Below are 23,193 nucleotides of genomic sequence, written 5' to 3'. Positions count from 1 at the left end.
GTCAGGGAAAGGGGAGGGAAGACGTCAGGGACTCTGTTCCGGGACCTGGGCCGTCAGCGAACTGGCGACCATGCCGGCCCTGCGGACGACCGTAGCCGCAGAGATCACCTCACCGAGAGTGGCTACCTCAGGGGTAGCCGCTGCCACGGTACGTCTCAGGCGTCGCTCTGTCCCCAGGCGCGGACCTTGCGGTGGGCGGCGTTGGTTCTTCTCGTCCTTCTGCAGCCGTCGTCCCAGGAGCTGGCGGTGCCGGACGATGAGGCTGGGGCTGATGTAGGCCCCGACGCCACTGAGTCCCCGAACGCACGTCGAGCGCATCACGGGAACCGTTGGCCGTGTGGACGGGGTGCTGCTCGCCGATGGCGGCCACGCGGCAGGCCGTCGCTCCCGCCCTGCGCTGCCTGCCAGGGCCGCACGAGTGCGGCTCGGCAGGAAGGCGATGATGCGTTCCTCGATACCGCGCGCCGGCTCCTCCGACGGACCCGGCGCGCAGTTCGATTTCTTTGCTACGCGAGGCGAACGTCATGTCCAACGCCATTCTCAGACCCCATTCGCTGTCGATGGATACGGCTTTTGGGAGCCAATTTGGAACAGTCGGACCCGACGAAGAGACCGCGAAGGGCTCCGGCGCCGTACTCGGCGGCTGACCAGCGGCTACCGACAGAAATGCTCCGCCGCAAGACTCTCTGACGCCATTGCTAACGGGTGTCTCGTCGCGATTAACACCCGCCTAACATCCCCTGACTAAACTCAGAGGAATCACCGGGCGAGCGAGTGTCCACTTCGAAGGAAGATGTACTTTCGTCGATTCGAATCGAGAGGTTCGAATGGCCAGCCGGCCGTGGCGCTGATTTCCCAGCTTCTAACGCGTCGAGGGTAGGTTCACAAACGGGTTCGCGGCGGTTTCCCAGCGACGTTCTGTCGAGGGAATCTACTGACGAATCCGACAAGAGAAGTCCTGCAAGACGGTGCTTGGGTGAACGGAGAAGGTGGCACTTGATGCGAACTGGCGACCAGTACTTGGAGTCTCTCAGGGACGGACGCGTTGTCTGGGTCGGAGGTGAGCGGGTCGACGACGTCACGACACACCCGCTGACCAGGGCGCAGGCCAAGCGCATGGCGAAGTTCTACGACCTGCATCACGAGCCCGGGATGCAGGACATCATGACCTTCGTCGATGACGACGGAGTGCGTCGTTCGATGATGTGGTTCACGCACACGGACGCCGAGGGGTTGCGCCGCAAGCGTGTGTATCTGGAGACCGTGGTCCGGGAGCTCGATGCCGGATCGACGGGGCGGACCCCGTGCGCGAACAACTACGGCCTGATCACCTACGAAGAGGACCCGCAGCCGTGGAGTGACCAGTCCGTGGGCACTGGCGGGCGTGACCTGACCGTGGGCATCCGAGACTTCCTGGAGCTCGTGAAGGAGGGCGACTTCAACTGCGCTTTCGCCTTCATCGATCCTCAGGTCGACCGGTCCAAGCAGACCGCGGCCAAGACCGCGCTCCGTATCGTGGAGACTCGAGACGACGGCATCGTGGTCGCCGGCGTCAAAGCCGTGAGCACCGGTACGCCGTTCGCCGACTACATTCACATCGGCGTCTTCTACCGCCCGGGAATTGAGAGCGAACAGGTCATCTACGGCGCTTGCCCGGCCAACGCGCCCGGCGTCACGATGGTTTCCCGTGAGGCGACGGTGCGTGACGACCCCGAGAACCACCCAATATCTTCGGCCGGTGACGAGCTTGAATGCACCGTCATCTTCGACGATGTGTTCATTCCGTGGGACCGCGTTTTCCACATCGGCAGTCCCGAGCACGCCTCGCTCTACCCGCAGCGCATCTTCGACTGGGTGCACTACGAGGCGCTCATCCGGACGATGGTCCGGGCCGAGCTCATGGCCGGACTCGCGATGCTGATGACCGAGCACCTCGGCACCTACCAGCTTCCGCCGGTCCAGGCGCGCCTGGCGCGTCTCGTCGAGTTCTACCAGACGATACGAGCCCACGTGATCGCGTCCGAGACGGAGGGATGGATCTCGCCGGCAGGGCTCTACAAGCCCAACGTCCTGCTCTTCGACTTCGGTCGGTCGTACTACCTGGAGAGGTACACGGAAATGAGGAACGAGGTGATCGACCTTGCCGGTCGTGCCTCGCTCCTGTTCCCCACCGAGGAGCAGTGGAACAACCCCGAGCTTCGCGACTGGCTCGAGCCGCTGCAGGCAGGTGCGGTCGGCGAACCCTACGACCGCATGCGCATCTCGCGCGTCATCCGCGACCTCTTCCTCTCCGACTTCGGCGACCGGGTGAGCACCTTCGAGCAGTTCAACGGGACCCCGCTGCTTGCCACTCGGATGCTCACGATGAAGCGCTCGGAGCTGTCACCCTCCGGGCCGCTCACAACGCTCGCTCGGAAGATCTGCGGCGTTGAGGCACCCGGCGCCCCCGAGGTGACGGCCTACACCGAGCAGGCCGAATACGCCCGGCGCCTCGACGGCGCACGGGCCGAGGGCTCACTGGTCCGCTGAGCAGACGACCGAGCAGGGGCGGTTCGCGGCCGGTGTCGGCCGCGAACCGCCGTCCTCAGCGATTCCTAGGGCAGAGGCCCGACGAGTATCACCCAGCAGCTAGGCGAGGGATGCCCGCCTGGGCATCTTCGCGTGTGGACGGAGAGGTTGACATGGCTTACTACATCGCACGTGCGTCGGAGCGGAAGTTCTCCGATGTCGAGGGAGTGCCGGGTCTTCGGCAGGCGCTCTTGGTCGGGCATGAGCAGGGTGCTGCTCACCTGGAGGTGAGCCTGTACGAGCTGGCTCCTGGGGCGACAACGGGCTGGGTTCGCTGCCCGTTCGAGGAGTCGTGGTTCATCACGGGCGGATCCGGCGAAGCCGCCTTTGCCGGTCTGCGCTACGAACTCGGTTCCGGCGACTACGGTGTGGCGCCCGTCGGCGTCGCCCATTCACTGACCGCCGGTGATGAGGGACTCACGTATCTCGGAGTACGCGCGCCGAAGCCGCCGACGTTCGACGGAGCCCGTAGCAGCATCGCCGCCAAGCCCGCTCCGGGTGAGAACCTCGGTCGCCCGTCCGAGACGGACCCACGGCATCGCTTCGTCGGGCACTTCGAGGACTCGGACATGGCCCCGTACGCGCAGCTGTCGATGCCTGGCTACCACGGTCCCAACGTCAAGAACATCAGCCTCAGGATGATGGTCGACCAGCTCCTGGGAGCACAGCATCACACCGTCTTCGTGTGCGAGATCGCGCCGCGGTCCGGCCCGGGCCAGGCGGCAAAGGTCCACTACCACCCGTTCGAGGAGATCTACTACTTCACCTCCGGCGGGATGCGAGGGACCCTCGACGGCAAGGAGGAGGTCGTCCAGACAGGCGATCTGGTGTGGGCGGGCACCAACGGCACACACGGTTTCGTCAACGAACGGGACGAGCCGGCCCGCTGGATCGAAGTGCAGTCGCCGATTCCTCCGACTTCCGACGGGTTCTTCTTCCCGGACGACTGGCGTAAGCTCCCGGAAAACCACTGAGGCGCACGGAGGGCGCGACGATCGATGGGTGACTCCGTTCCCGATCGACCAAGCGGCTCAAGGGCGCCGGGTCGACAGCATCGCGCGATCATCAGGCGGAAACTGGCCATGCCGGAGCCTGCGAAGGACATCGTCGTTCGCGAGAGGCTCAGCCAACGGTTGAGAGGTTTGCTCGACCGCCACACCGTGGTGAACGTCTTCGCGACAGCTGGGGCCGGCAAGACCACGGCGGTGGCCCTGGCTGTCCGTGACCTCGACAGGCCCGTCGCCTGGCTGTCGCTCGACGGTACGGAGCAGGCGGCGGGCCGCCTGCTCGTCTACCTCGAGGCGGCTGTCGAGGGCGCTGTCCCCAGCGCAGCCGATGTGGCGTCCGATGCCCTGAGCAGCAGTCTCCACATCGGTGAGGCAGCTGGACTGCTGGCCGAAAGCCTCCAGGGGAGTCAGCTCATTCTGGTGTGCGACAACGTGGAACGAGTCGCCCCCGACGAGACCTGTATCGCGGTGCTGTCGTCCTTCGCCCGCTACCTGCCGTCCGACGTGAACCTCGTACTGATCTCGCGTGTCGATGTCCGCCTCGACTCGGGCTCGACGAGCGAGCGCGACCGGGTGGGTGAGCTGGTCGAGAGCGATCTCTCCTTCGACGCCCAGGAGGCCGCCGCAGCACTACGAACCGTCGGTCGCGTCGACGTGAATCCGGCTCAGGCGGTGGCGGCGACGGGAGGCTGGGTCACGGGCGTCCTGTTCGAGGGCTGGTGTCATACACCCTCTCGCGAGCTGGATCCCGACATGCTGCGGTCCTATGTCGCAGCGAACGTCTTCAACTCACTCTCCCTGACTGAGAGAACGTTCCTCCTTCATACCAGTCCTCTGGAGGAGGTATCGGTTGAGGGTGCCCGGGCCCTGGGCCAGGAGAACGCAGCGCAGGTCATGGCGGGACTCCGCGGCCGGCATCTTCCGGTGACCTGGTCCCCGGACGGTTCGCGCATGACGCCGCACCCGGTGTTTCGCGACTTCCTGCTCGTGGCTCTGGGACGGGAGGATGCCAGGACGCTCGGCGCGGTTCGTCGCAGGCACGCCGAGGTCCTGATCGCCCGCGGCGAGCACGAGGAAGCCGTCGATGAGTTGCTCCGGCTCGGGGACCTGGAGGCGGCTGGGCGGCTGGCTGCCATAGCCCTCCCCAGCCTCGTTGCGCGGATGGACTTCGCGCCGGCGGCGCGGTGGCTCGATGCACTGGGAGCGTCGGCCCGGAGTATGACCCCGGAGATCGGATCGGTCATCCTGCGCGTTGCGTTCGCACTCGAGCAGTGTGATCGCGGAGTGGAACTTGTCGATCGCCACGGATATGACTGGCTTCCGGAACCGGGGACTCCCGACTTCGAAGAGGCCCACGTCCTGGCCTGTTGGTGCCTCTGGCACTCCGGGCGGATCGAGGAGGCGCGGTCCATTGCCGATCAGCTGCCACCGGGCCGGAACCGGCTCATCGCGCACACGTTGATCGCGCTGGCCACTGGCGAGGAGCCGCCACCATTTCCCCAGTACTCGACCACGCCGTCCGGCCCACTCGACGGTTTGCTGATGCGGCTTGCCTTCTTGCGCGGTCGCCTCGAAGGACTCGACGACCCGGGGTCGTTCGATCCGTGGCGCACGATACTCGGCGGCCCTTGGGTCGTCGCCGCGCTGCGCGCCACCGGTCGACTCGATGCCGCGATGTCGATGTTCGAGCCTCGCCGTGGTTCGTCGCGGCCCGTCTGGTTGCATGCCGTCGACGCCGTCGATCTCATGCTTGACCTCGGCCGCGGAGAGGAGGCCTCTGAGTCCATCAAGCGTGGGAGAGAGCTCATCGCGGCAACCGGCTCGAGGGTGTACAAGAACTTGAGCCTGCTTCTCGAAGCCAAGCTGTGGCTGCGCCTCGAGGGTGACACACAACGTGCCGACCGTGTGCTGGCGGAGGCGACTGCCAACGGAGCCTCGGAGTACGCCCTCACACGGGAGACATGGCAGATCTGGTCGGGTCTGTCGATGCTCCTGCAGAACAGAGATGCCGAGGGGCACGAGCACCTCGCGGAATGCCTTCGGAGCATGCAGAAGGGAGACCGCCATCTAGATCTCCCTACGGTTGCCGTGTACCTGGCCGAGGCGCAATGGCGTCTCGGCCTCGAGGATGAGTCCGACGCCACGGCCGACCTTGCGATGGTCTCCGCCTCGACGCACGGAACACAGCACCTGCTGCTGACGGCCCTGGCGGACGTGCCGTCGGTTGCGGCCAGAGCTGCGGACACCATGTCCAGCCGCATGTCGCCATGGCACGAGATCCTCGCCGTCCTCTCGGGCCAACATCCCGTACGCGTGAACGTGCGCACGCCCCGTCTCGTGCTCGAGGAGTTCGGCGAGCCGACCCTCACCATCGACGGAAACGTGGCTCAGCCTGGGCTGACGAAGAGTGTCGAGCTGCTCAGCTACCTGCTCGGGACACCCGACCGCAGGGCTACACGCGAAGAGCTTCTCGGGGCGCTCTTCGGCGGCCGCAATGATGCTGCCGGCCGCAGCTATCTGCGGCAGGCGCTCTACCGGCTGCGCGAGGTACTGCCCGACGGCTTGGGCCCGGCGCAGGACGGCGATGTCTTTCAACTGGTCGGCCCCGCGTTGGCCATGGGTTCGGCACAACGGGCGGTCGACCTCGTCGCCCAGGCCGGGAGACAGGACGGAGTGATTCGTCTCCAGACGCTGTCGCACGCCCTCAGCAGTGCGGAGAGAGGGCCCTACCTTGCGACGGTTTCAGGTGAGTGGGTCGCCGAGCGTCGCGTAGCCCTGACGGAGACCTTCTTGTCGGCCCGAGTCGACGCAGCCAGTCTCGCCTATCGAATGAACCGTTATCGCGAGGCAAAGGGACTGGTCGACTACGTGCTGCGCGAGGATCCGTACCGCGAGCAGGCCTGGCGGCTCGCCATCATGGTGGCGCATGCCAGCGGTAGCGATGACGCCGTGCTGGCGCTCTACCAACGCTACGCCGCGCGGATGCGGGAGCTCGGTGTACCGCCGTCCGACGAGGTTCGCCGACTCGTCATGCAGCTGCGCCGATAGGTCTGGGCCGATTTCGCCTCAGTAAACATGCTGTCAGTCACACTCAAGCCATCTCGTTACGGGCAACGCTCAAGCCATCTCGTTACAGGCAACGGAGGGCATCATGGGTACATCGACCGCGCAGGACATGTGCGTCACCTATCGCGGAGCCATGTCTCGGTTCACGACCGGCGTCACGATCGTGACCACCAGGACTCCGGATGGACCAGCAGGGATGACAGCCAGCGCTGTCGCGTCTGTTTCGCTGGATCCGGTCATGCTGCTGGTCTGCGTCGGAAACACCCTTGCGACGAGGGACGCGATCTCCGGGTCCGGAGTCTTCGCTGTCAGCGTCCTTTCACAGGGCCAGGGGCGGCACGCACTTCAGTTCGCGAGCCGGTGTGACGACAAGTTCGCCGGTATCGGGTTCCGAACCGACAGCGAGCTCCCTGTTGTCGAAGGCGCCGTCGCTCACTTTGCTTGCAACGTGAAGGAAGAGATCGCCGGGGGAGACCACACCATCTTCATCGGCGAGGTGGTCAGCTGCGGCTACTCCGTCGACGCGGACCCACTTGTGTATTTCGGTGGGAAATTCGGCAGCCTCTGCGATCTCGATTCGCATGCGCAGCTTGCGTTCGACTGGCAGCTCGCTGCATCGATGTAGCGAGACCCCCAGGATGCCCAGGCCGGCACTGCGCAACACCGCGAGTTGTCCGGCCTGGGTGAGATCAACAACCCTTTGCGCATGTCGCGCATTTTGTCCCCCAGGAGATGAACGTGGACGTATCCGTGCTGGGCCTCGGTCAGATGGGATCCGCCATCGCAGAACGACTCATCGGCGCAGGCCACAAGGTCAGCGTCTGGAATCGGTCGAAGGGCAGGGCAGACGGCCTGGTGGCCAAGGGCGCGTTCGAGCTGGACGCGTCCCATGAGGCGTGGGCCCGGTCGGACGTCTGCATCACGATGGTCGCAGACTCCTCTGCCCTGGCCGATGTCGCGCTCGCGCCCGACGGCGGGCTCGCCCATGCCGCGCCCGGCAGGGGGAGGACTCTCATCGACATGAGCACTGTCTCAGCGGAGGTCTCCCGTCACGTGGCGGCTGCGGCTACGGCCAGCGGCGTTCGGTATCTACGCGCTCCAGTGAGCGGAAACCCGGGCGTCGTGCGTGCCGGGAACCTCACGATCATCGCCTCGGGTGAGGACGCCGTCTTCACGTCGGTCGAGAGTCTGCTCCGCGACATCGGCCCCCACGTGTTCTACGCCGGCGAGGGGGATGCAGCCCGAATCATCAAGCTGGCTCTCAACCTCATGGTCGCCGGGACGGCCGAACTTCTTGCCGAGTGCGTCGCATTGGCCGAGGCCCACGGCGTACGACGAGACAAGCTTCTGGAGGTCGTCGGCGCCTCTGCGGTCGCGTCACCGTTGGTGAAGTACAAGATCGGGCCCATCCTGGCGGACGACTACACGTCGACGTTCAGCTCGCGGCTCATGCGCAAGGACCTGGACCTGGCCCTCGAGTCGGCGGCAGCCGGTGGAGTTCCGCTGCCGGTCACCGGCGTAGTTCAGCAGCTGCTTCAGGCGTGCATATCGACTGGCTTGGGTGAGCTGGACTTCATGGCTCTCCTCATCAGGCTGCAGCGTGAGGCCGGCCAGACCTCTGCCTGACCGGCCTCACAGTCGGTGGACTTCGACATGTGGACCAGTCTCCGACCTCGGGTTCTCACACTTGTCGCAACACTCCTCGATCACCAGGGGTGTGTTGGGGCGAGGCGGGGACGTGGGCGCAGGCGTGAGGCCGAGGCCGAGCATCGGTCGGCGTCTGCCGGCGGCGGGGCGGGCACCGCGGTCATCGCGGCAAGTCGTGCAACTCGGTGCCTGCCTGGGCACCCGGGCCCTGCGGCTGACGTGACAGCCGGGGACGGTCTCCTATGAAGTCGAGCAGACCGAGGTGTTCGCCTTCGAGTGCAGTCTTCTCCGGCCTGACCGCTGCGGCACCCGTCGCCGATCGCTTCGTGACCGCGGATCTCGAGGGCGACTGGGACGACGCGCTCACCGCGCACGGCTTCGACAAGGACCGGCCCACCGCGTGGGCGATCGACGGGGCATCCTCAATCTGTCTGCGGAGACGGAACGGTGTCTGATCGCCGCGGTGTCCGATGTGTCGGCGATCGGCAGCGTCATCGCCTACGAAATCCTCGAGGACCAGGCGACCGAGACGGTGCGCAACAGTTCGATCTACGACGGAACCGAAGGGAAGATGGGCTTCCTCGTGGCCGGGTTGTTCAGCCCGGACGCGCGGCCCGATTCCGCGCGGGACCTGGGTACGGCGGGCCGGGAGGTCGCCGGCGATTCGGTCCGCCCCGAGCAGTACGGTCGCCGCGACCCGAAGCCGGGAGTGGGCGACGCCATTTCTCACGTCCGGTGGGTGAGGGGACGCCGGACGTTCCGCACGCACGCGGGCTGAGCTGCCGAGCCGCGTGATCGCCCGGGCCGACGAGTGCATCCGTCCCGGATGATCACGCGGCTCGCGTCACTTCACCGGAAACCGAGCCTCGGGCAGGAACAGTGCGCCGAGGAGGCTGCCGCGCAGCGTGCGCCCGGCGACCCCGTCGCCAGAAGGAGTACGTACAAGGCTGCCGACGCGTCGAACGCGTCGGCGCGAAGGCGTGCCGCCAGTGGAACCGGTGCCCGTCACGCACGCGCCCACCGGAAGGTGAAGCTCCACCAGGCCAAGGTGATGGGAAGATGTGCCCTGGCGGCCCGGCCCCCACGGTGAGGCGGGGCGAGGGCGAGCCACATCATTGCGAGCCCCCGGTGGGGACAACGATGACGAAACCGGAGACACGGCGGCGCCGGACGTGTGCGGGTGCGGCAGTGCCAGGTGGGCGACCGACCCCAGTGCGTTCCCTGCTGCCATCGACTGACCGAGCAGAGAGCGGACCGCGCACGATGCACAGCGTGGGAACCATCACCGCCGGCCCGGCCTTGCGGTGCACAAGTCGGCTCGACAGGGAGTGCTGATCACGATGCTCGTGAAGTGGCTGATCCCGAACGTGGAGCAACAGTCAGCAGCAGGGTGAGACGCGCCTGTCCGGGAGCGGTGTGCGGAACGAGTGCCGCACCGCCGGCGGGGAGAGCATCGGCGGGATCACGTGCATGAGCCATCCCGCGAAGGCCGGGTCCTTGCCCGCTTCGTGGTCCGCGATGGCCAGGAACGGAATCCAGACACTGGTGACCAGGCTCAGCGGCGTGCCGGCGACCCACAGCACCAAGTCGACGCGTAGGGCCGTCGAAAGGCCGATCCAGTCCTTCGCCGGCGAGTGGGTGCCGAACCCCACAGTCATCAGTGCCACGGCCCACTTCCGGGGTGCGCCGGCCGTGGCACCGATGTCTGTGGTCATGGTGCTGCGCGGTGTTCCGGTGAGGTGTGCAGTGCACCACCCAGGCCGACGACTGGGCGAGCAGTGGGGCGGTCGCGAGGGTCCGGGAGGACCAGGCGATGATGCGGAGCCCGGTCACGCGGAGTGGAGGACGGAGGCGGCGTCGGCCCCCGTCCCCGTCCCGTCAGTTGGACGCCGGGGCGAGGTCTTCGGCGACGACAGGGTCGCCGCCATGATCGGCCGCCTCGTCCACCAGTCCGAAGTGATCTCCCTCAAGGGCGACTGCTACCGCATGCGCGGTCGTGACCTCGGCCGGATTCCCGCGATCAACACCGGGGAATGACCAACTCAACTGACGGACCGGGGACGATCGTGACGGTCGAGGGCCGGGATGGCTCTCGAAGCGGCCGAGACCTCACTGCCCTGTGTGGTTTCAGAGGTGGATCTCCACGAGTGTGGGTGGCTCCGGCATGTCCAGATCGAGGGCCATGACACGATGGAAGCGTGACAATGCATTCCAGATGCTGATGCTCATGACGAGTTCCACCACCTGTGCTGGGTCGAACACCCGCTGCACATCGTCGCGGACACTTGCCGAGACGCCGGTGAGGCCACCTTCCATGGGGACCGTCGGAACGGAGACCGTGATCTCCTCGGCCAACTGAAGAGCCAGCCGTTCCCGCTCGGTGAAGCCTTCGAGCTCGCCTCCCGCAACGGCCGTGAGCTCGTCGACCTCCACCCCTTTGGCCAGTGCGGACGTGCAGCGGTGACTTGCTGTATAGCGGCAGTGGTTGAGTACGGCCACGCGTACCGCGACCAGCTCCTTCACGCGCTCCTCCAACGCGCCTGGGCCGTTGACCTGCCTGAGGAACGGCAGGTATGTGGCGAGCAAACCGGGACTGTTCCCGATGGCCGCCCAGGTGTTGAGGACTTGTCCGTAGGCATTCACCCCCTGTGCGAGGGTGGGTTGGTCGACCGGGGAGAACTGGTCGGATGCGAGTAGAGGAACAAGCGACATGTGAACTACCTTTCGACGGGCCTTGCGTGGGAGTGGCCGGCTCGGGGTGAGGGTGGGACAGACTCCTGGGGAGTGGCCATTACTGCATGCCCGGTCCGGCGACGCGGTGAAGCGCCGGGTTTCCGCAGGCCGATCGCGATCCCCATCGTCGCGTTGAGCCACGGCACGAGGAAGGTCAGGGCGACGCGAGCCGTGAGCGCCCACGTGAACGGGCCTTCCCGGACCTGTGAGTAGAGGTTGACCATGAACAGGATTGACCCGACTGTCAGGGCGGCCACGGTCGTCTGCGCCAATGACCTGCCTCGTACGGCACTGCGCAGCGCCTCGCTCCAGGAGACAGCGGGAGTCTTGGCTTGAGGGTCTTGCTCGGGCAAGCTCATCGTGTGCTTCAACGCTCCCGTCAGGTCACGATCTCCAGCGGTCGCTTTGGCCGACAACACCGTCGAGGGAGTGTGGATGGAGGGCCGCCGCGTCAGCGAACTCGTCGCCGAGTCCCAGCTGATCGTGAATGGGGACTCGGCGGACGACGTTGCAAGCCTGATCCACACCCACCCGAGTCAGTCGGACGCGCCGGGAGAGGCCCACGTGCTCCTTGGAGGGAAATCTCTTCACGTGCACCGACTCACGGGAGCAGTCGGCGGCTCGCGTCCACGTGGACCGACGGGCTTGGGTCAGCGCTCCGGTCAGAGGTGAGCAGAGTCGCCTTGGTGGCTGGACCGGGTCCCGGCAACCGTGTTCAGATGCGACTGCGAGTCGCGCTCGGTCGACAACGGTCCTGAGACGGTGAAGTAGCGCTGGCCGGCGACGAGAAGCTCCTCTGCGGGGAACTTCGTGATCACCTCGCAGCCATCCGCGGTCACCACGAGTTCCTCCTCGATCCGGGCCGCGCCCCAGCCGTCCTTCGACGGCCAGTAGGTCTCCAGCGCGAACACCATGCCCTCTTCGAGCACCTCGGGGTGCTCAAGGGAAACCAGTCTGGAGAACACCGGCTTCTCCCAGATCGACAGCCCGACACCATGGCCGTACTGCAGGGCGAAGGCCGCTTCCTCGTCGGGGAACCCGAACTCCTGCGCCGTTGGCCACACCGACACGATGTCGGCCGTTGTGGCTCCGGGGCGGACGAGGCTGATCGCTTCGTCCATGTACTCGCGGCACCGCGTATAGGCGTCGCGTTGAGCGGAAGAGGCGCTGCCGACGGCGAACGTGCGGTAGTAGCAGGTGCGATAGCCGTTGTAGCTGTGCAGAATGTCGAAGAACGCCGGATCCCCGGGCCGCACGATGCGGTCCGAGAAGACGTGGGGGTGTGGTGCACACCGCTCCCCGGAGATTGCGTTGACGCCTTCGACGAACTCCGAGCCGAGGTCGTAGAGAGTCTTGGCCACCACACCCACGCACTCGTTCTCGCGTACACCCGGCCGGAGGAACTCGTAGAGGTTCTCGTAGGCAGCGTCGACCATCGAGCAGGCATGGGTGAGCAGATGGATCTCGTCACGTGTCTTGATGCGTCGGGCCTCGAGGAACACCTGCTGGCCGTCGACCACGGTGATGCCCGCGTTCTGGAGGGCCATCAGGACCGGGAGCTCGATGACGTCGACGCCGAGCGGCTCGCCCAGGAGCCCATAGAGCTCGAGCTCGCGCTTGATCTTCTGGGCGACGGAGTCGGCCATCCCGACCAATGGGTTGATCGCGCCGCGCAACGTCGAGATGCCGGCGCGAGCGCCGCTCGGGTTGCGGGCATCGGCTCCGTGGTGGGCTCCGTGCGGATCACTGTCCGAGTGGGCTTTCGAGTAGTCCAGCCACGGGTTGTACAGCTGGTGGTGCTTGGCGGCTGAACCAAAGTCCCAGACGATCGGCTCACCTCCCCTGACCAGCAGGGAGAACCGGATCATCTTGTCGACTGCCCATGTGCCGATGTGGGTCGAGGTCATGTAGCGGATGTTGGCGAAGTCGAATGCCAGGACGGCGCCGACGTCGGACTGCTCCAACGACTTGCGGAGACGGGCCAGCCGCTCGTCGCGGAGCCTGCTCATGTCGACGCGGGTTTCCCAGTCGACCGCGTTCGGACCAAACGTTGGAATCGCCATCACAAGTCCTTTGCTCAAGCGGACAGTCGCGGGTGTCGGAGACGCACGCCCATCACCTGCACTCGGTATGGTGTGCGTATGTTAAGCATGACTTAACACCTGGAGAGCGAGCGACGTCAACCACCGGTGGGCAGCGAGGTCGTCAAGAGCGGCCCTCTTGCTGCGCGTCAGTGGGGCGCCAGGTGGGGATCGGGCCTTCGGTTCCCGACGCTCCGCCGCCGACGAACACATGCCACAGGCCGCTCGCCGGCTCGTCGCTCTCGTTCACGTACAGGTGGGGGACTGCAGAGTCGAAGCTGATGGACGAGCCGGGTTCGAGAGTGTAGGTCTCGAACCCGAGGCGGACGGTCAGGCGCCCCGACATCAGAAAGCCGTACTCGCGTCCATGGTGACTCATCAACCCTCGGTTCGTGGAGGAGCTGCTGCCGGGTGGGTAGGTGACGAGCAGTGCATCGACAAGCGGGTCAGGGCTGGGCGTAAGCCGCTCCCAGGTGACGCCGCTGTCCATCACGAGCACAGCTCGTTCGTCGGGCGTCACAAGAGGCGACGTAGGGGTCGTCAGTGGGCCGGGACTGTGCTCCACCCCCGGTCCGGCGAGGAGCTGGTCGAGCGAGATCGAGAGTTCGGACACCAGGGAGTAGAGGGTGGCGACCGAGGGTTCGGAGTGCCCATTCTCGATCTGGGACAACATGCTTGGTGAGATGCCGACGCGGCGGCTCAGCTCACGAACGCTGAGCTTGGCCTCGGTGCGAGCGGTGCGCAAGCGAGCGCGTGCTTCGGGTTCCACGGGTCTGTTCCCTCCTCGACTACGGCATGCGGTCCCCGGGCAGTCGTTGACCTGCGTCGGACGTCGCTCCCACCGGTGTACAGCAATACTAAACAAGACGCGAGGGTGCGAGACGGATGCGGGTGGACTGCCGGGTCTGCGTGGTGGTGACCATCCAGAGATCACCGTGCCTGATTTTGACCCCGCGACCCGGTTCTTCGTCGACATTCCGGGAGCCAAGGAGTTCGACGTCCTCGGCCCCTTCGAGGCCGAGGACGACTGGATGGAGACTCAATTGGGAGTGGCCCGCGATGCCAACGTCGACCGCCTTCGGTTTCCACGTTCGGGTGCAGTCCTCAACCTCGAGCTCTTCCGGTGCACCGCTCCGAATCAGGTGATGGTCCAGCCCGCCGCAACAGCGCTGTCGGCGGGATCCACCGTGCTCTTCACGCGGACGACTTCGAGGCCGCCCTCACTCGCCTCATCGCGCAGGGCGTCCGGATCACGGGTGAACCGACGGTGCGCACGACAGGGCCGAGTGCAGGTCAGACCTGGGTCTACTTCTTGGCCCCTGGGGGGCTCCAGCTGGAGCTCGACGGTTGTCCCGATGGGAAGGGGGAAGGGCCATCAACGGCATACGTCCGGGCGCCTGTGGGATCCGCGGACCCGAACGCCTGAGGGGAAGTGGGCCGTCTGCCAGGCCTACGAGGCTCGCTTCACGAACGTCACCTCGACATGGGTGCCTGTCCGCGCTGGGCTCATGACTTCGACCGTGCGGTCCTGACGCACTCGAAGGGCGCAAGGGTGACTGTCGACGTACCCGAGATAGAACCCGGGTGCGGGGCGCGCGAACTCGGACGAGATCAGCAACTGGCCCTCATCGGCGGCGACTGCCGGAAGGGTGAGGGACGCTCCCAGCAGGTCAGCGGCCCCTTCGATGTCGCCGTCGAAGATCAGCCGGCGGATGCGCGTCGATGAGATCGGCTCACCGGCCGGGCCCCGCGTGACGAGCGGGACGACTCGGGTGCTCAGCTGGGGATACTGATCGAAAGTGGTTGTCGTCCCGGCGCCCCGGGCGCCGAATCGAAAACCCTGGCCGACACTGACGAACTCCGCACCGAGCCGGTCGACAACGACACCTTCGACGAAGTCTTCGGCAGAAACTCGCGACCAGGCTCGGTCGAACGGGACGATCGCCACGCGCCGGATCCCCAAGGTGCCGAGCTTCTGGAGCTTCCGTCGGCGATCGCTCAGCAGGCTCGGTACATGGCGCGGCTCGAGCACCTGCATCGGGTGAGGGTCGAATGTGAGCACTGTGTCGCACTCGTAGAGGACCTGACGGTGACCGAGGTGAACGCCGTCGAAGGTCCCGATCGCGACCTTGGCGCGCGCCCGCGCTCCACCGGTGCGGCGACTACCGGCGCCCCGTTTCCCGTCGGGCACCTCGAGGCTGAGGACCTCCATCGCCCCTCCCTCCTTCACCCTCGGAGCGGGCCGAGCGCGGGCCATTGTGCGCCTCGCACCGTTAGCCGTCAGGAAGGTGCGAGGGGGCCCGACCGTCCGCGTGTGAACCCTGTGTTAACCGCGCTTGCAGTGGCCGCAGCGCTTCAGATCTTCTCTTCGCAGAAGGAATAAACCGCTAGCTGTGAGGAGCCGAACAATGGCTGCAGGTTTGAACTTGGAGGGCCGGACGGCTTTCGTGACCGGTGGTAGTCGAGGCCTGGGCTTCGCCATCGCACAGGCGCTGCTCGAGCGTGGCGCCAAGGTGGCGATCGCAGCCAGGGACGAAGCGGCCGTCAAGGCTGCGGCCGGTCGTCTCACCGCTGGAGCCGGCGCGGCGGACGTGCTCCCCGTCGTCGCGGACGTCACCGACGCGGAGTCCGTCAACAGCGCACTGGCAGAGGTGCACGCGTGGCACGGCAGCCTTGACATCCTCGTGAACAACGCAGGGCCGCAGCTCGCGCCGTCCCCCCTGGACAAGGCCGACGAGAAGATCGTCGCGTCGGCCTTCGACACGAAGCTGATCGGCTTCATTCGCGTCTCGCAGGCGGCTCTCCCGTTCTTGAGCCGGACCGGCAGCGGCAACATCGTCAATGTTGTCGGCGCGACTGCACACGCGGTGATTCCGAATACCGCTGCTACGGCCATCGTGAATGCGGGCGTGGTCGCGCTCACGAGCTACCTGGCGACCGAGGCGGCGCCCAGCAACATCCGAGTCAACGCGATCTCCCCCGGAATGACGAAGACCGAGGGCTGGCTCACCAGGACCGAGGCCATGGGCCAGCAGCAGGGCAAGAGCGCCGAGGAGGTTCGGGCCGGCATGGCCAAGGGGCTTGGCATTCGCCTCGACCGCTGGGCCGAGCCTGCCGAAATCGGCGCTGCGGCGGCGTTCCTGGCGTCCGACGACGCCTCCTACGTGACCGGTCAGGTACTGCGTGTCGACGGCGGGCTGTCGAAGCCCGTCGCCTGATCGCAGGCCCCAGGCAGGCGCCGTCCAAGGTCCGCACTCGCCTTGGACGGCGCTCCTGGTTTGCGTACGTGAGGAATCCGCCGAGTGCTCTGCAACATCGACACCCTGGAGTGTTGGGAATGCTGATCGGAATCGTGAGCGAAGCCCGCCGTGGCGAGACGCGCGTTGCCGCGACTCCTGCCACGGTCGTCCAGTTGGTGAAGCTCGGGTACGACGTCGTGGTGGAGCCGGGTGCGGGTGTGTTGTCGAGCTTCCCGGACGAGGCGTATCTCGGGGCCGGTGCGAGTCTCGGTGACCCGCTCGCGGCGGACGTGGTGCTCGGGGTGAACGCCCTGTCGCCGGAGCAGTTGGACGGGTTGAAGCCGGGTGCGACGGTCGTGGGCATCATGAGCCCGGCGTTGGACCCTGCGCTGGTGGAGGATCTGGCCAAGCGGCCGATCACGGCGTTGGCGATGGATGCGGTGCCGCGTATCTCGCGGGCACAGTCATTGGACGTGTTGTCGTCGATGGCGAACATCGCGGGCTACCGGGCGGTGGTGGAGGCTGCTCATGTCTACGGCCGGTTCTTCACCGGTCAGGTGACGGCTGCGGGCAAGGTGCCGCCGGCCAGGGTGCTGGTCGTCGGTGCGGGGGTGGCGGGTCTGGCCGCGATCGGTGCGGCGGGGAGCCTGGGGGCCATCGTGTACGCCACCGACCCGCGGCCGGAGGTCGCCGACCAGGTCAAGTCGCTGGGCGGCGAGTACCTCTCGGTCGAGATCGCGGACGCCGGCGAGGTGGAGGTGTCGGCGACGGGTTACGCCAAGGAGATGTCGGACGACTACAACACCCGCGCTGCCCAGCTGTACGCGGACCGGATCCCGGAGATGGACATCGTGATCACGACGGCCCTGATCCCGGGCCGGCCGGCGCCGACGCTGATCACCGCGGAGATGGTGGCGTCGATGAGGTCGGGCAGCGTGATCGTGGACCTGGCCGCCGCGAACGGCGGCAACGTCGAAGGCACCGTCAAGGACGAGGCGGTGGTCACCGCCAACGGTGTGACGACCATCGGCTACACCGACCTGCCCGGCCGGTTGCCCGCGCAGGCGTCCCAGCTGTACGGGACGAACCTGGTGAACCTGATGAAGCTGATGACGCCGGGCAAGGACGGCCACTTGGTGCTGGACTTCGACGACGTGGTGCAGCGGTCGATGACCGTGGTCCGCGACGGCGAGTCGACGTGGCCGCCGCCGGTCCAGGTGTCCGCCGCTCCGACAGCCGCTGCCGCCTCCGCGTCCCCCGCGGTGAAGCCGGCCGGCTCCCAGGACAATCAGCCGATGTCGATCCGGCGGCGGTTCGCCCTGGTCGGGGTCGGCGCCGCGGTGCTGTTCCTGCTCGCGGCCATGTCACCGCCGGCGCTGCTGGGACACCTGACGGTGTTCGCCCTGGCGATCGTGATCGGCTACTACGTGATCGGGCACGTGCACCACGCCCTGCACACGCCTTTGATGAGCGTGACCAACGCGATCTCGGGAATCATCGTCGTCGGCGCCCTCATGCAGATCGGGCACGGTGAGACCCCGAACAGCGTGGTGGTCACGGTGCTGTCGACGACCGCGATCCTGCTTGCCTCGGTCAACATCTTCGGTGGCTTCGCGGTGACCCGCCGGATGCTCTCCATGTTCTCGAGAAGCTGAAGGGGCCCCAGCCATGTCTGATCTGATGACTGTCGAGACCGCCACGGCGGCGGCGTACATCGTCGCGGCCCTGCTCTTCATCCTGGCGCTGGCCGGACTGTCCCATCACGAGTCCGCCAAGGCCGGCAAGACCTTCGGCGTCGCCGGTATGGCGGTGGCCCTGGCCGCGACGATCGCGCTGGCGATCGACCGGGACATGTCCGGAGTCGGTCTGGCGCTGATGATCGGCGCCGTGGCCGTCGGTGCCGCGATCGGCCTGTGGCGGGCACGGGTCGTGGAGATGACCGGGATGCCCGAGCTCATCGCCTTGCTGCACTCCTTCGTGGGGCTGGCCGCGGTGCTGGTGGGCTGGAACGGCTACCTGCACGTCGAGGCCACCCTGGACGGCACCAGCAGTGCCGAGGCCAAGGTGCTGGAGGCTCAGGAGCTGCTCGGGATCCATTCCGCCGAGGTGTTCATCGGCGTCTTCATCGGCGCGGTCACCTTCACCGGCTCGATCGTGGCCTTCCTCAAGCTCTCGGCACGGATCAAGTCGTCCCCGCTGATGCTGCCCGGCAAGAACTACCTCAACCTCGGTGCCCTGGCCGCGTTCGCGGTGCTGACCACGTGGTTCGTGATCGCTCCGGCGCTGTGGCTGCTGGTCGCGGTCACGCTCGTCGCGCTTGCCCTGGGTTGGCACCTGGTCGCCTCGATCGGCGGCGGTGACATGCCGGTCGTGGTCTCGATGCTGAACTCCTACTCCGGCTGGGCGGCCGCGGCGTCGGGGTTCCTGCTGGAGAACGACCTGCTGATCATCACCGGCGCCCTGGTCGGCTCCTCTGGTGCCTACCTGTCCTCCGTCATGTGCAAGGCGATGAACCGGTCCTTCATCTCCGTGATAGCCGGCGGGTTCGGCATCGAGGCCGGCCCGGCCGAGGACAAGGACTACGGCGAGCACCGCGAGATCACCGCCGAGGGCGTCGCCGAACTCCTCGGGTCGGCCGACTCGGTGATCATCACCCCCGGTTACGGCATGGCCGTGGCCCAGGCCCAGTACGGCGTCGCCGAGCTGACCCGCAAACTCAGAGACCGCGGCGTGAAGGTGTGCTTCGGCATCCATCCGGTCGCGGGCCGGCTGCCGGGCCACATGAACGTCCTGCTCGCCGAGGCCAAGGTCCCGTACGACATCGTGCTGGAGATGGACGAGATCAACGACGACTTCAACCACACCGCCGTCGTTCTCGTCATCGGCGCCAACGACACCGTCAACCCCGCCGCCACCGAGGACCCAGGCTCACCCATCGCCGGCATGCCCGTCCTCCAGGTCTGGAACGCCGCGAGGGTCATCGTCTTCAAACGCTCCATGGCCTCCGGGTACGCCGGCGTCCAGAACCCGCTCTTCTATCGCGAGAACTCCGCCATGCTCTTCGGCGACGCCAAGGACCGTGTCGAAGACATCCTCCGAGTCCTCTGACACGAGTCTTGCCGAAGGCACGGGCAACTGTCCCCGAATTTCCCGTTCGCCTAGTGCGTCCCTGACACAGAAGGTCCCCCATGAGCGCGTCGACAGAACCCCGCACCCACCCCGACTTCCCCACCGACTTCCGCGGCGCGGTGCTGCGGCCCGGCGACGAACAGTACGACGCGGCGCGTGCGCTGTATCAGGGCCGTGCCGCCGACGAGGGCCCCGCGCTGATTGCGCAATGCGCCGACGAGGAGGACGTCGCGACCGTGCTGCGCCATGCCTCGGCTCACGCCATCCCGGTGGCCGTGCGCGGTGGTGGACATGGCTCGGACGGCTATGCGATGCCCGGTGGGGCACTGGTCATCGATCTCTCGGGGATGCGGGCGGTCACGGTCGACCCGGAGACCCGGGTGGTGCGGGCCCAACCGGGCGTCAAGCTCGGCGAGATGGACGCCGCCGCACAGCAGCACGGCCTGGCCGTACCCGCCGGGACGGTCAGCAGCACCGGCGTTGCCGGGCTGACCCTGGGCGGCGGCATCGGCTTCCTCATGCGACGCTACGGCGCCACCGTCGACAATCTGCTGGCCTGCGACATGGTCACCGTCGACGGCCGCAAGGTCCGCGCCGACGAGACCGAGAACCCCGAGCTGTTCTGGGCGCTGCGCGGCGGGGGCGGCAACTTCGGGGTCGTCACTTCCCTCGAGTACCGCGCGCACCCGGTCGGCCCCGACGTCGTTGCAGGACAGCTGATCTTCCCGCTCGACCAGGCCGCCGATGTCCTCGGCAAGCTTTCGGCGCACCTGGCGACAGCCCCGCGGGAGCTGGGCCTGCTGGTCGCGATCGCGCCTGCTCCCCCTCTGCCGATGCTGCCCGAGGAGGTGCAGGGGAAGCCGGCGCTGATTCTTGTCGTGGTCTACACCGGGGAGCCCGCCACGGCCGATGAGGTCGTCCAGCCGCTCGCCGCGCTCGGCCAACCGCTGGCCAACCTGGTAACGAAGACCATGTGGGTCCGGGCGAACAGCATGCTCGACGCCGTCGCCCCGTACGGCATGCGCATGAACCTGCGTGGTGGGTACCTGCCGACACTGTCCGGCGACGCCATCGACGTGCTGCTGGAGCACGTTGCCACCGTGCCGGCGAACCCCGGCGACATCTACTCGATCAACATCTCGTTCATGGGCGGCGCGATCTCCGAGGACGTCGCCGAGGACGCCATGGCCTTCTCCCGTGCCGGAGCCGCCTGGCTGTGGGAAGCCATCTGCAAGTGGGACGCACCCGAGTCCGACGCGCAGTACGACGAGTGGGCGACGACCCTCACCGAGGCGATGCGGCCGCACGCACTGACGAACGGCTACGCCAACCTCACCGACGACCTGGGCGAAGAGTGGCGGCGCGGAGTGCACGGCAGCGAGGCCAAGCACCAGCGGCTGCGTTCGATCAAGGCCGCCTGGGACCCTCACAACTTGCTCCGCTTCAACAAGAACATCGCCCCTGAGACCACCGGCTGACCGCGCACCGGCGGAGCGTCACACGAGCGGCCCGGTGTGACGCTCCGCCCCTCGCCCCGTATCGGCGGGGCGATTCCGGGTCTCCGCAACAACCCGACCGCAGACCTCAACGCAGACTTTGGTGACCGTCTCTGACGTTCGGGACGATCCAAGGTCGGCGTCGGTCTCAGCAGTCGTTCTCGGGCCTGTCCGGCTCAGGTGATCTGTGAGGCTGCTGCTGTGCTCCGCCACGTCTGAGCGTGTCCTCTTCGGGCGCGGGGGAACGGTTCCGGGCCACGACGTCGTGACCGTGCGCGAGGAGCCGTCGGGCGATGACAGAGCCCCGTCGCGCCCAGTCCGAGGAAGCCGACGGTTCCCAGCAGATCAGCTCTTCCAGATCGTCTTGAGGTTGCAGAACTCCCGGATGCCTTCCGCGGCGAGCTCGCGGCCGATACCGGAGTCCTTCACACCGCCGAAAGGCAGCTCGGGGTAGGAGACGCTCATGCCGTTGACGAAGACGGCACCAGCCTCGAGGCGGGTGATCAGGAACCGCTCCTCGTCCGGGTCGATGCTCCACACCGACGAGCTGAGGCCGAAGGTCGTGTCGTTGGCGAGCGCCGCGGCCTGCTCGATGCCGTCGACCCGGTGAACCACGGCCAGCGGACCGAAAGCCTCCTCCTGGTACACCCGCATGTCGGTGGTGACCTCCTCCAGCACCGCAGGCTCGAAGAACCACCCCTCGGTACCGACCGCCGACCCACCGCACCGCAGGACGGCACCCTTCGCGACGGCGTCGTCGACCAGTTCGGTGAGCTCGCGCCGACCGGACTCCGTGGCGATCGGCCCGATCTCGGTTTCCTCGTCGAGCGGGTCGCCGATGGTCAGCGCCTTTGTGCCCGCGACAAAAGCCTCGACGAACTCCTCGTACACCTCCGTGTGGACAATGAACCGCTTGGCCGCGATGCAGGACTGGCCGTTGTTCATCGTACGAGCGGTCACGGCGGCTCGTGCGGCCGCGCGAACATCGGCGGAAGGCAGCACAATGAACGGGTCAGACCCACCTAGCTCCAACACGGCCTTCTTCACCTCTGAGCCCGCGACAGCTGCGATCGACCGCCCGGCCGGCTCGGAACCGGTCAGTGTCACGGCGGCGACGCGCCGGTCGCGGACGACTGCTTCGACATCGGCTGCTCCGATGAGGAGCGACTGGAACGACCCGACGGGGAAGCCCGCTCGTTCGAAGAGCTTGTCGAGGTACATCGCGGACTGCGGCACGTTCGAGGCATGCTTGAGCAGGCCGACGTTGCCGGCCATCAGCGCAGGCGCAGCGAAGCGGATCACCTGCCACATGGGATAGTTCCACGGCATCACGGCAAGAACGACGCCGAGAGGCTGGTAGGAGGTGTAGGCAGCCGAAGCTCCGACCGTGCTCGGGTCGGCCAGTGGCTGGTCGGCCAGCAGACTTTCGGCGTTGTCGGCGTAGAACCGCATCGCTTGCGCGCACTTGAGGACCTCTCCGCGGGCCTGCGCGATCGGCTTGCCCATCTCGATCGTGAGCCTTCGCGCCGTCTGGGCTGCCTCGGCCTCGACCAGGTCCGCGGCCGCCCGCATCCACCGGGCGCGAGTGTCGAAGTCGGTTCCCTGGAGCACCGCGGCCGCGGCCTCTGCGCGCGTCAGTCGCTGGTCGACCTGTTCCTTCGTGAATGAAGCGAACTCTTCGACGAGCTCACCGGTAGCGGGGTTGACGGTAGCGATGGGCACGGCGCTCTCCTCGTGGCCTGGGCATCCAATGAATGCTGATTGGATCCAGTGTAGGCTTCGCAGTGATGGTGCACCAGTAGAAATATGGTGTGGACGCCTCTCGATCACATTGAGTTGGATACATTTCGAGCGTGCGTGTCCATCTGAGAACAGTTCGCGATGCGGTCGCAGAGCCGACTGCGCGCGTCGAGTGCTCGTGACTCCTCCCACGCGTACGCGCGCGGTCTTCCCGCGTCGGTGGCTGGGCCGCCGCGCAGAGGGCCGGCCAGGCCCTGTTGAGGACGTTGAGTGCGCCGACGTGGTTCGCGTTCGCGAGGAAGCCGCACGCGGTGCACTCGAACTTCGCTCGGGTGACGCGGTGCTCCTCGCCCACGTGCCCTCATTCGGGGCAGGTGCGGGAGGTGTTGCGGGAATCCACCTAGGTCACGCGGCGGCCGGCGCTTTCAGCCTTGTTCGCCAGGATGCCCAGGAAGATGCCTCAACTCGCCTCTACGCCACTGCGGTT

Annotated in this window: 19 protein-coding genes; 13 read left to right on the top strand and 6 right to left on the bottom strand. The window is 66.8% G+C overall.

Going from position 1 to position 23,193, the window contains the following annotated elements; genetic code table 11:
* The first annotated feature begins 999 nt into the window (after positions 1–999).
* From ACWCP0_RS32845 to ACWCP0_RS32815, 7 genes are all read left to right on the top strand, one after another.
* Positions 1,000–2,529 carry a 4-hydroxyphenylacetate 3-hydroxylase N-terminal domain-containing protein gene (locus ACWCP0_RS32845; protein ID WP_451082404.1) on the top strand — a complete coding sequence of 510 codons (1,530 nt, stop codon included), beginning with the start codon at positions 1,000–1,002 and terminating at the stop codon, positions 2,527–2,529.
* 152 nt (positions 2,530–2,681) lie between these two features.
* Positions 2,682–3,542, top strand: a complete 861-nt coding sequence (locus ACWCP0_RS32840) for a cupin domain-containing protein (RefSeq protein WP_451082403.1) — start codon at positions 2,682–2,684, stop codon at positions 3,540–3,542.
* A gap of 108 nt (positions 3,543–3,650) precedes the next feature.
* Positions 3,651–6,623, top strand: coding sequence for a BTAD domain-containing putative transcriptional regulator (locus ACWCP0_RS32835; protein WP_451082402.1), 2,973 nt, complete (start codon positions 3,651–3,653; stop codon positions 6,621–6,623).
* Positions 6,624–6,726: 103 nt separating this feature from the next.
* Complete coding sequence (locus ACWCP0_RS32830; RefSeq protein WP_451082401.1) at positions 6,727–7,266, top strand: flavin reductase family protein; 540 nt, start codon at positions 6,727–6,729, stop codon at positions 7,264–7,266.
* A 107-nt stretch (positions 7,267–7,373) separates the two neighbouring features.
* The gene (locus ACWCP0_RS32825) at positions 7,374–8,267 is read left to right on the top strand and encodes an NAD(P)-dependent oxidoreductase (protein WP_451082400.1); all 894 of its coding nucleotides are present in this window, start codon (positions 7,374–7,376) and stop codon (positions 8,265–8,267) included.
* 263 nt (positions 8,268–8,530) lie between these two features.
* Positions 8,531–8,743, top strand: a complete 213-nt coding sequence (locus ACWCP0_RS32820) for a class I SAM-dependent methyltransferase (protein ID WP_451082399.1) — start codon at positions 8,531–8,533, stop codon at positions 8,741–8,743.
* A gap of 17 nt (positions 8,744–8,760) precedes the next feature.
* Positions 8,761–9,066: a hypothetical protein gene (locus tag ACWCP0_RS32815; RefSeq protein ID WP_451082398.1), complete on the top strand. Its 306-nt coding sequence runs from the start codon at positions 8,761–8,763 to the stop codon at positions 9,064–9,066.
* Positions 9,067–9,667: 601 nt separating this feature from the next.
* Here the strand turns inward: ACWCP0_RS32815 and ACWCP0_RS32810 are convergent.
* Positions 9,668–10,003 carry an SLAC1 family transporter gene (locus tag ACWCP0_RS32810; protein ID WP_451082397.1) on the bottom strand — a complete coding sequence of 112 codons (336 nt, stop codon included), beginning with the start codon at positions 10,001–10,003 and terminating at the stop codon, positions 9,668–9,670.
* Between ACWCP0_RS32810 and ACWCP0_RS32805 the strand changes: the two genes are divergently transcribed.
* Positions 9,990–10,325, top strand: coding sequence for an ATP-binding protein (locus ACWCP0_RS32805; RefSeq protein WP_451082396.1), 336 nt, complete (start codon positions 9,990–9,992; stop codon positions 10,323–10,325). The two genes, ACWCP0_RS32810 and ACWCP0_RS32805, sit on opposite strands and share 14 nt — an antisense overlap.
* A 90-nt stretch (positions 10,326–10,415) precedes the next feature.
* Here ACWCP0_RS32805 and ACWCP0_RS32800 read toward each other — a convergent pair whose 3' ends face one another.
* The 3 genes from ACWCP0_RS32800 to ACWCP0_RS32790 all read right to left on the bottom strand — a co-directional run bounded on the left by ACWCP0_RS32800 (position 10,416) and on the right by ACWCP0_RS32790 (position 13,871).
* The gene (locus ACWCP0_RS32800; RefSeq protein WP_451082395.1) at positions 10,416–11,000 is read right to left on the bottom strand and encodes a carboxymuconolactone decarboxylase family protein; all 585 of its coding nucleotides are present in this window, start codon (positions 10,998–11,000) and stop codon (positions 10,416–10,418) included.
* A 683-nt stretch (positions 11,001–11,683) separates the two neighbouring features.
* Positions 11,684–13,084 carry a M24 family metallopeptidase gene (locus ACWCP0_RS32795; RefSeq protein WP_351231486.1) on the bottom strand — a complete coding sequence of 467 codons (1,401 nt, stop codon included), beginning with the start codon at positions 13,082–13,084 and terminating at the stop codon, positions 11,684–11,686.
* 142 nt (positions 13,085–13,226) lie between these two features.
* Positions 13,227–13,871, bottom strand: coding sequence for a helix-turn-helix domain-containing protein (locus tag ACWCP0_RS32790; RefSeq protein ID WP_451082394.1), 645 nt, complete (start codon positions 13,869–13,871; stop codon positions 13,227–13,229).
* A gap of 354 nt (positions 13,872–14,225) precedes the next feature.
* On the opposite strand from ACWCP0_RS32790, the gene ACWCP0_RS32785 reads away from it, so the two are divergent.
* The gene (locus ACWCP0_RS32785) at positions 14,226–14,528 is read left to right on the top strand and encodes a VOC family protein (protein ID WP_451082393.1); all 303 of its coding nucleotides are present in this window, start codon (positions 14,226–14,228) and stop codon (positions 14,526–14,528) included.
* 24 nt (positions 14,529–14,552) lie between these two features.
* On the opposite strand, the gene ACWCP0_RS32780 is transcribed toward ACWCP0_RS32785, so the two are convergent.
* Positions 14,553–15,314, bottom strand: a complete 762-nt coding sequence (locus ACWCP0_RS32780; protein WP_451082392.1) for an FAD synthetase family protein — start codon at positions 15,312–15,314, stop codon at positions 14,553–14,555.
* Positions 15,315–15,528: 214 nt separating this feature from the next.
* Here ACWCP0_RS32780 and ACWCP0_RS32775 point away from each other — a divergent pair, with 214 nt between their 5' ends.
* The 4 genes from ACWCP0_RS32775 (at position 15,529) to ACWCP0_RS32760 (ending at position 20,948) form a co-directional block, all read left to right on the top strand.
* The gene (locus tag ACWCP0_RS32775) at positions 15,529–16,320 is read left to right on the top strand and encodes an SDR family NAD(P)-dependent oxidoreductase (protein WP_451082391.1); all 792 of its coding nucleotides are present in this window, start codon (positions 15,529–15,531) and stop codon (positions 16,318–16,320) included.
* A 119-nt stretch (positions 16,321–16,439) separates the two neighbouring features.
* Positions 16,440–17,996, top strand: coding sequence for a Re/Si-specific NAD(P)(+) transhydrogenase subunit alpha (locus ACWCP0_RS32770; protein ID WP_451082390.1), 1,557 nt, complete (start codon positions 16,440–16,442; stop codon positions 17,994–17,996).
* 25 nt (positions 17,997–18,021) lie between these two features.
* Positions 18,022–19,449 (top strand): Re/Si-specific NAD(P)(+) transhydrogenase subunit beta, encoded by a 1,428-nt coding sequence (gene pntB / locus ACWCP0_RS32765; protein WP_451082441.1) that lies wholly within the window; start codon positions 18,022–18,024, stop codon positions 19,447–19,449.
* An 80-nt stretch (positions 19,450–19,529) separates the two neighbouring features.
* Positions 19,530–20,948: an FAD-binding oxidoreductase gene (locus tag ACWCP0_RS32760; RefSeq protein ID WP_451082389.1), complete on the top strand. Its 1,419-nt coding sequence runs from the start codon at positions 19,530–19,532 to the stop codon at positions 20,946–20,948.
* A 363-nt stretch (positions 20,949–21,311) separates the two neighbouring features.
* On the opposite strand, the gene ACWCP0_RS32755 is transcribed toward ACWCP0_RS32760, so the two are convergent.
* Positions 21,312–22,688: an NADP-dependent succinic semialdehyde dehydrogenase gene (locus ACWCP0_RS32755; protein ID WP_451082388.1), complete on the bottom strand. Its 1,377-nt coding sequence runs from the start codon at positions 22,686–22,688 to the stop codon at positions 21,312–21,314.
* Positions 22,689–23,193: the final 505 nt, after the last annotated feature.

It is taken from the genome of Streptomyces sp. NPDC001970, from assembly GCF_053594115.1.
Note: the sequence above shows the minus strand (reverse complement) of the source record. Positions and strands in the feature narration are given on the sequence as shown.

Excerpts from the sequence above, each read along its gene's own strand:
- ACWCP0_RS32800 (WP_451082395.1), bottom strand. The coding sequence starts at position 11,000 with ATGTCGCTTGTTCCTCTACTCGCATCCGACCAGTTCTCCCCGGTCGAC.
- ACWCP0_RS32845 (WP_451082404.1), top strand. The coding sequence starts at position 1,000 with ATGCGAACTGGCGACCAGTACTTGGAGTCTCTCAGGGACGGACGCGTT.
- ACWCP0_RS32760 (WP_451082389.1), top strand. The coding sequence starts at position 19,530 with ATGAGCGCGTCGACAGAACCCCGCACCCACCCCGACTTCCCCACCGAC.
- ACWCP0_RS32820 (WP_451082399.1), top strand. The coding sequence starts at position 8,531 with ATGAAGTCGAGCAGACCGAGGTGTTCGCCTTCGAGTGCAGTCTTCTCC.
- pntB (WP_451082441.1), top strand. The coding sequence starts at position 18,022 with ATGACTGTCGAGACCGCCACGGCGGCGGCGTACATCGTCGCGGCCCTG.
- ACWCP0_RS32835 (WP_451082402.1), top strand. The coding sequence starts at position 3,651 with ATGCCGGAGCCTGCGAAGGACATCGTCGTTCGCGAGAGGCTCAGCCAA.
- ACWCP0_RS32770 (WP_451082390.1), top strand. The coding sequence starts at position 16,440 with ATGCTGATCGGAATCGTGAGCGAAGCCCGCCGTGGCGAGACGCGCGTT.
- ACWCP0_RS32810 (WP_451082397.1), bottom strand. The coding sequence starts at position 10,003 with ATGACCACAGACATCGGTGCCACGGCCGGCGCACCCCGGAAGTGGGCC.
- ACWCP0_RS32825 (WP_451082400.1), top strand. The coding sequence starts at position 7,374 with ATGAACGTGGACGTATCCGTGCTGGGCCTCGGTCAGATGGGATCCGCC.
- ACWCP0_RS32780 (WP_451082392.1), bottom strand. The coding sequence starts at position 15,314 with ATGGAGGTCCTCAGCCTCGAGGTGCCCGACGGGAAACGGGGCGCCGGT.
- ACWCP0_RS32840 (WP_451082403.1), top strand. The coding sequence starts at position 2,682 with ATGGCTTACTACATCGCACGTGCGTCGGAGCGGAAGTTCTCCGATGTC.
- ACWCP0_RS32830 (WP_451082401.1), top strand. The coding sequence starts at position 6,727 with ATGGGTACATCGACCGCGCAGGACATGTGCGTCACCTATCGCGGAGCC.
- ACWCP0_RS32805 (WP_451082396.1), top strand. The coding sequence starts at position 9,990 with ATGTCTGTGGTCATGGTGCTGCGCGGTGTTCCGGTGAGGTGTGCAGTG.
- ACWCP0_RS32795 (WP_351231486.1), bottom strand. The coding sequence starts at position 13,084 with ATGGCGATTCCAACGTTTGGTCCGAACGCGGTCGACTGGGAAACCCGC.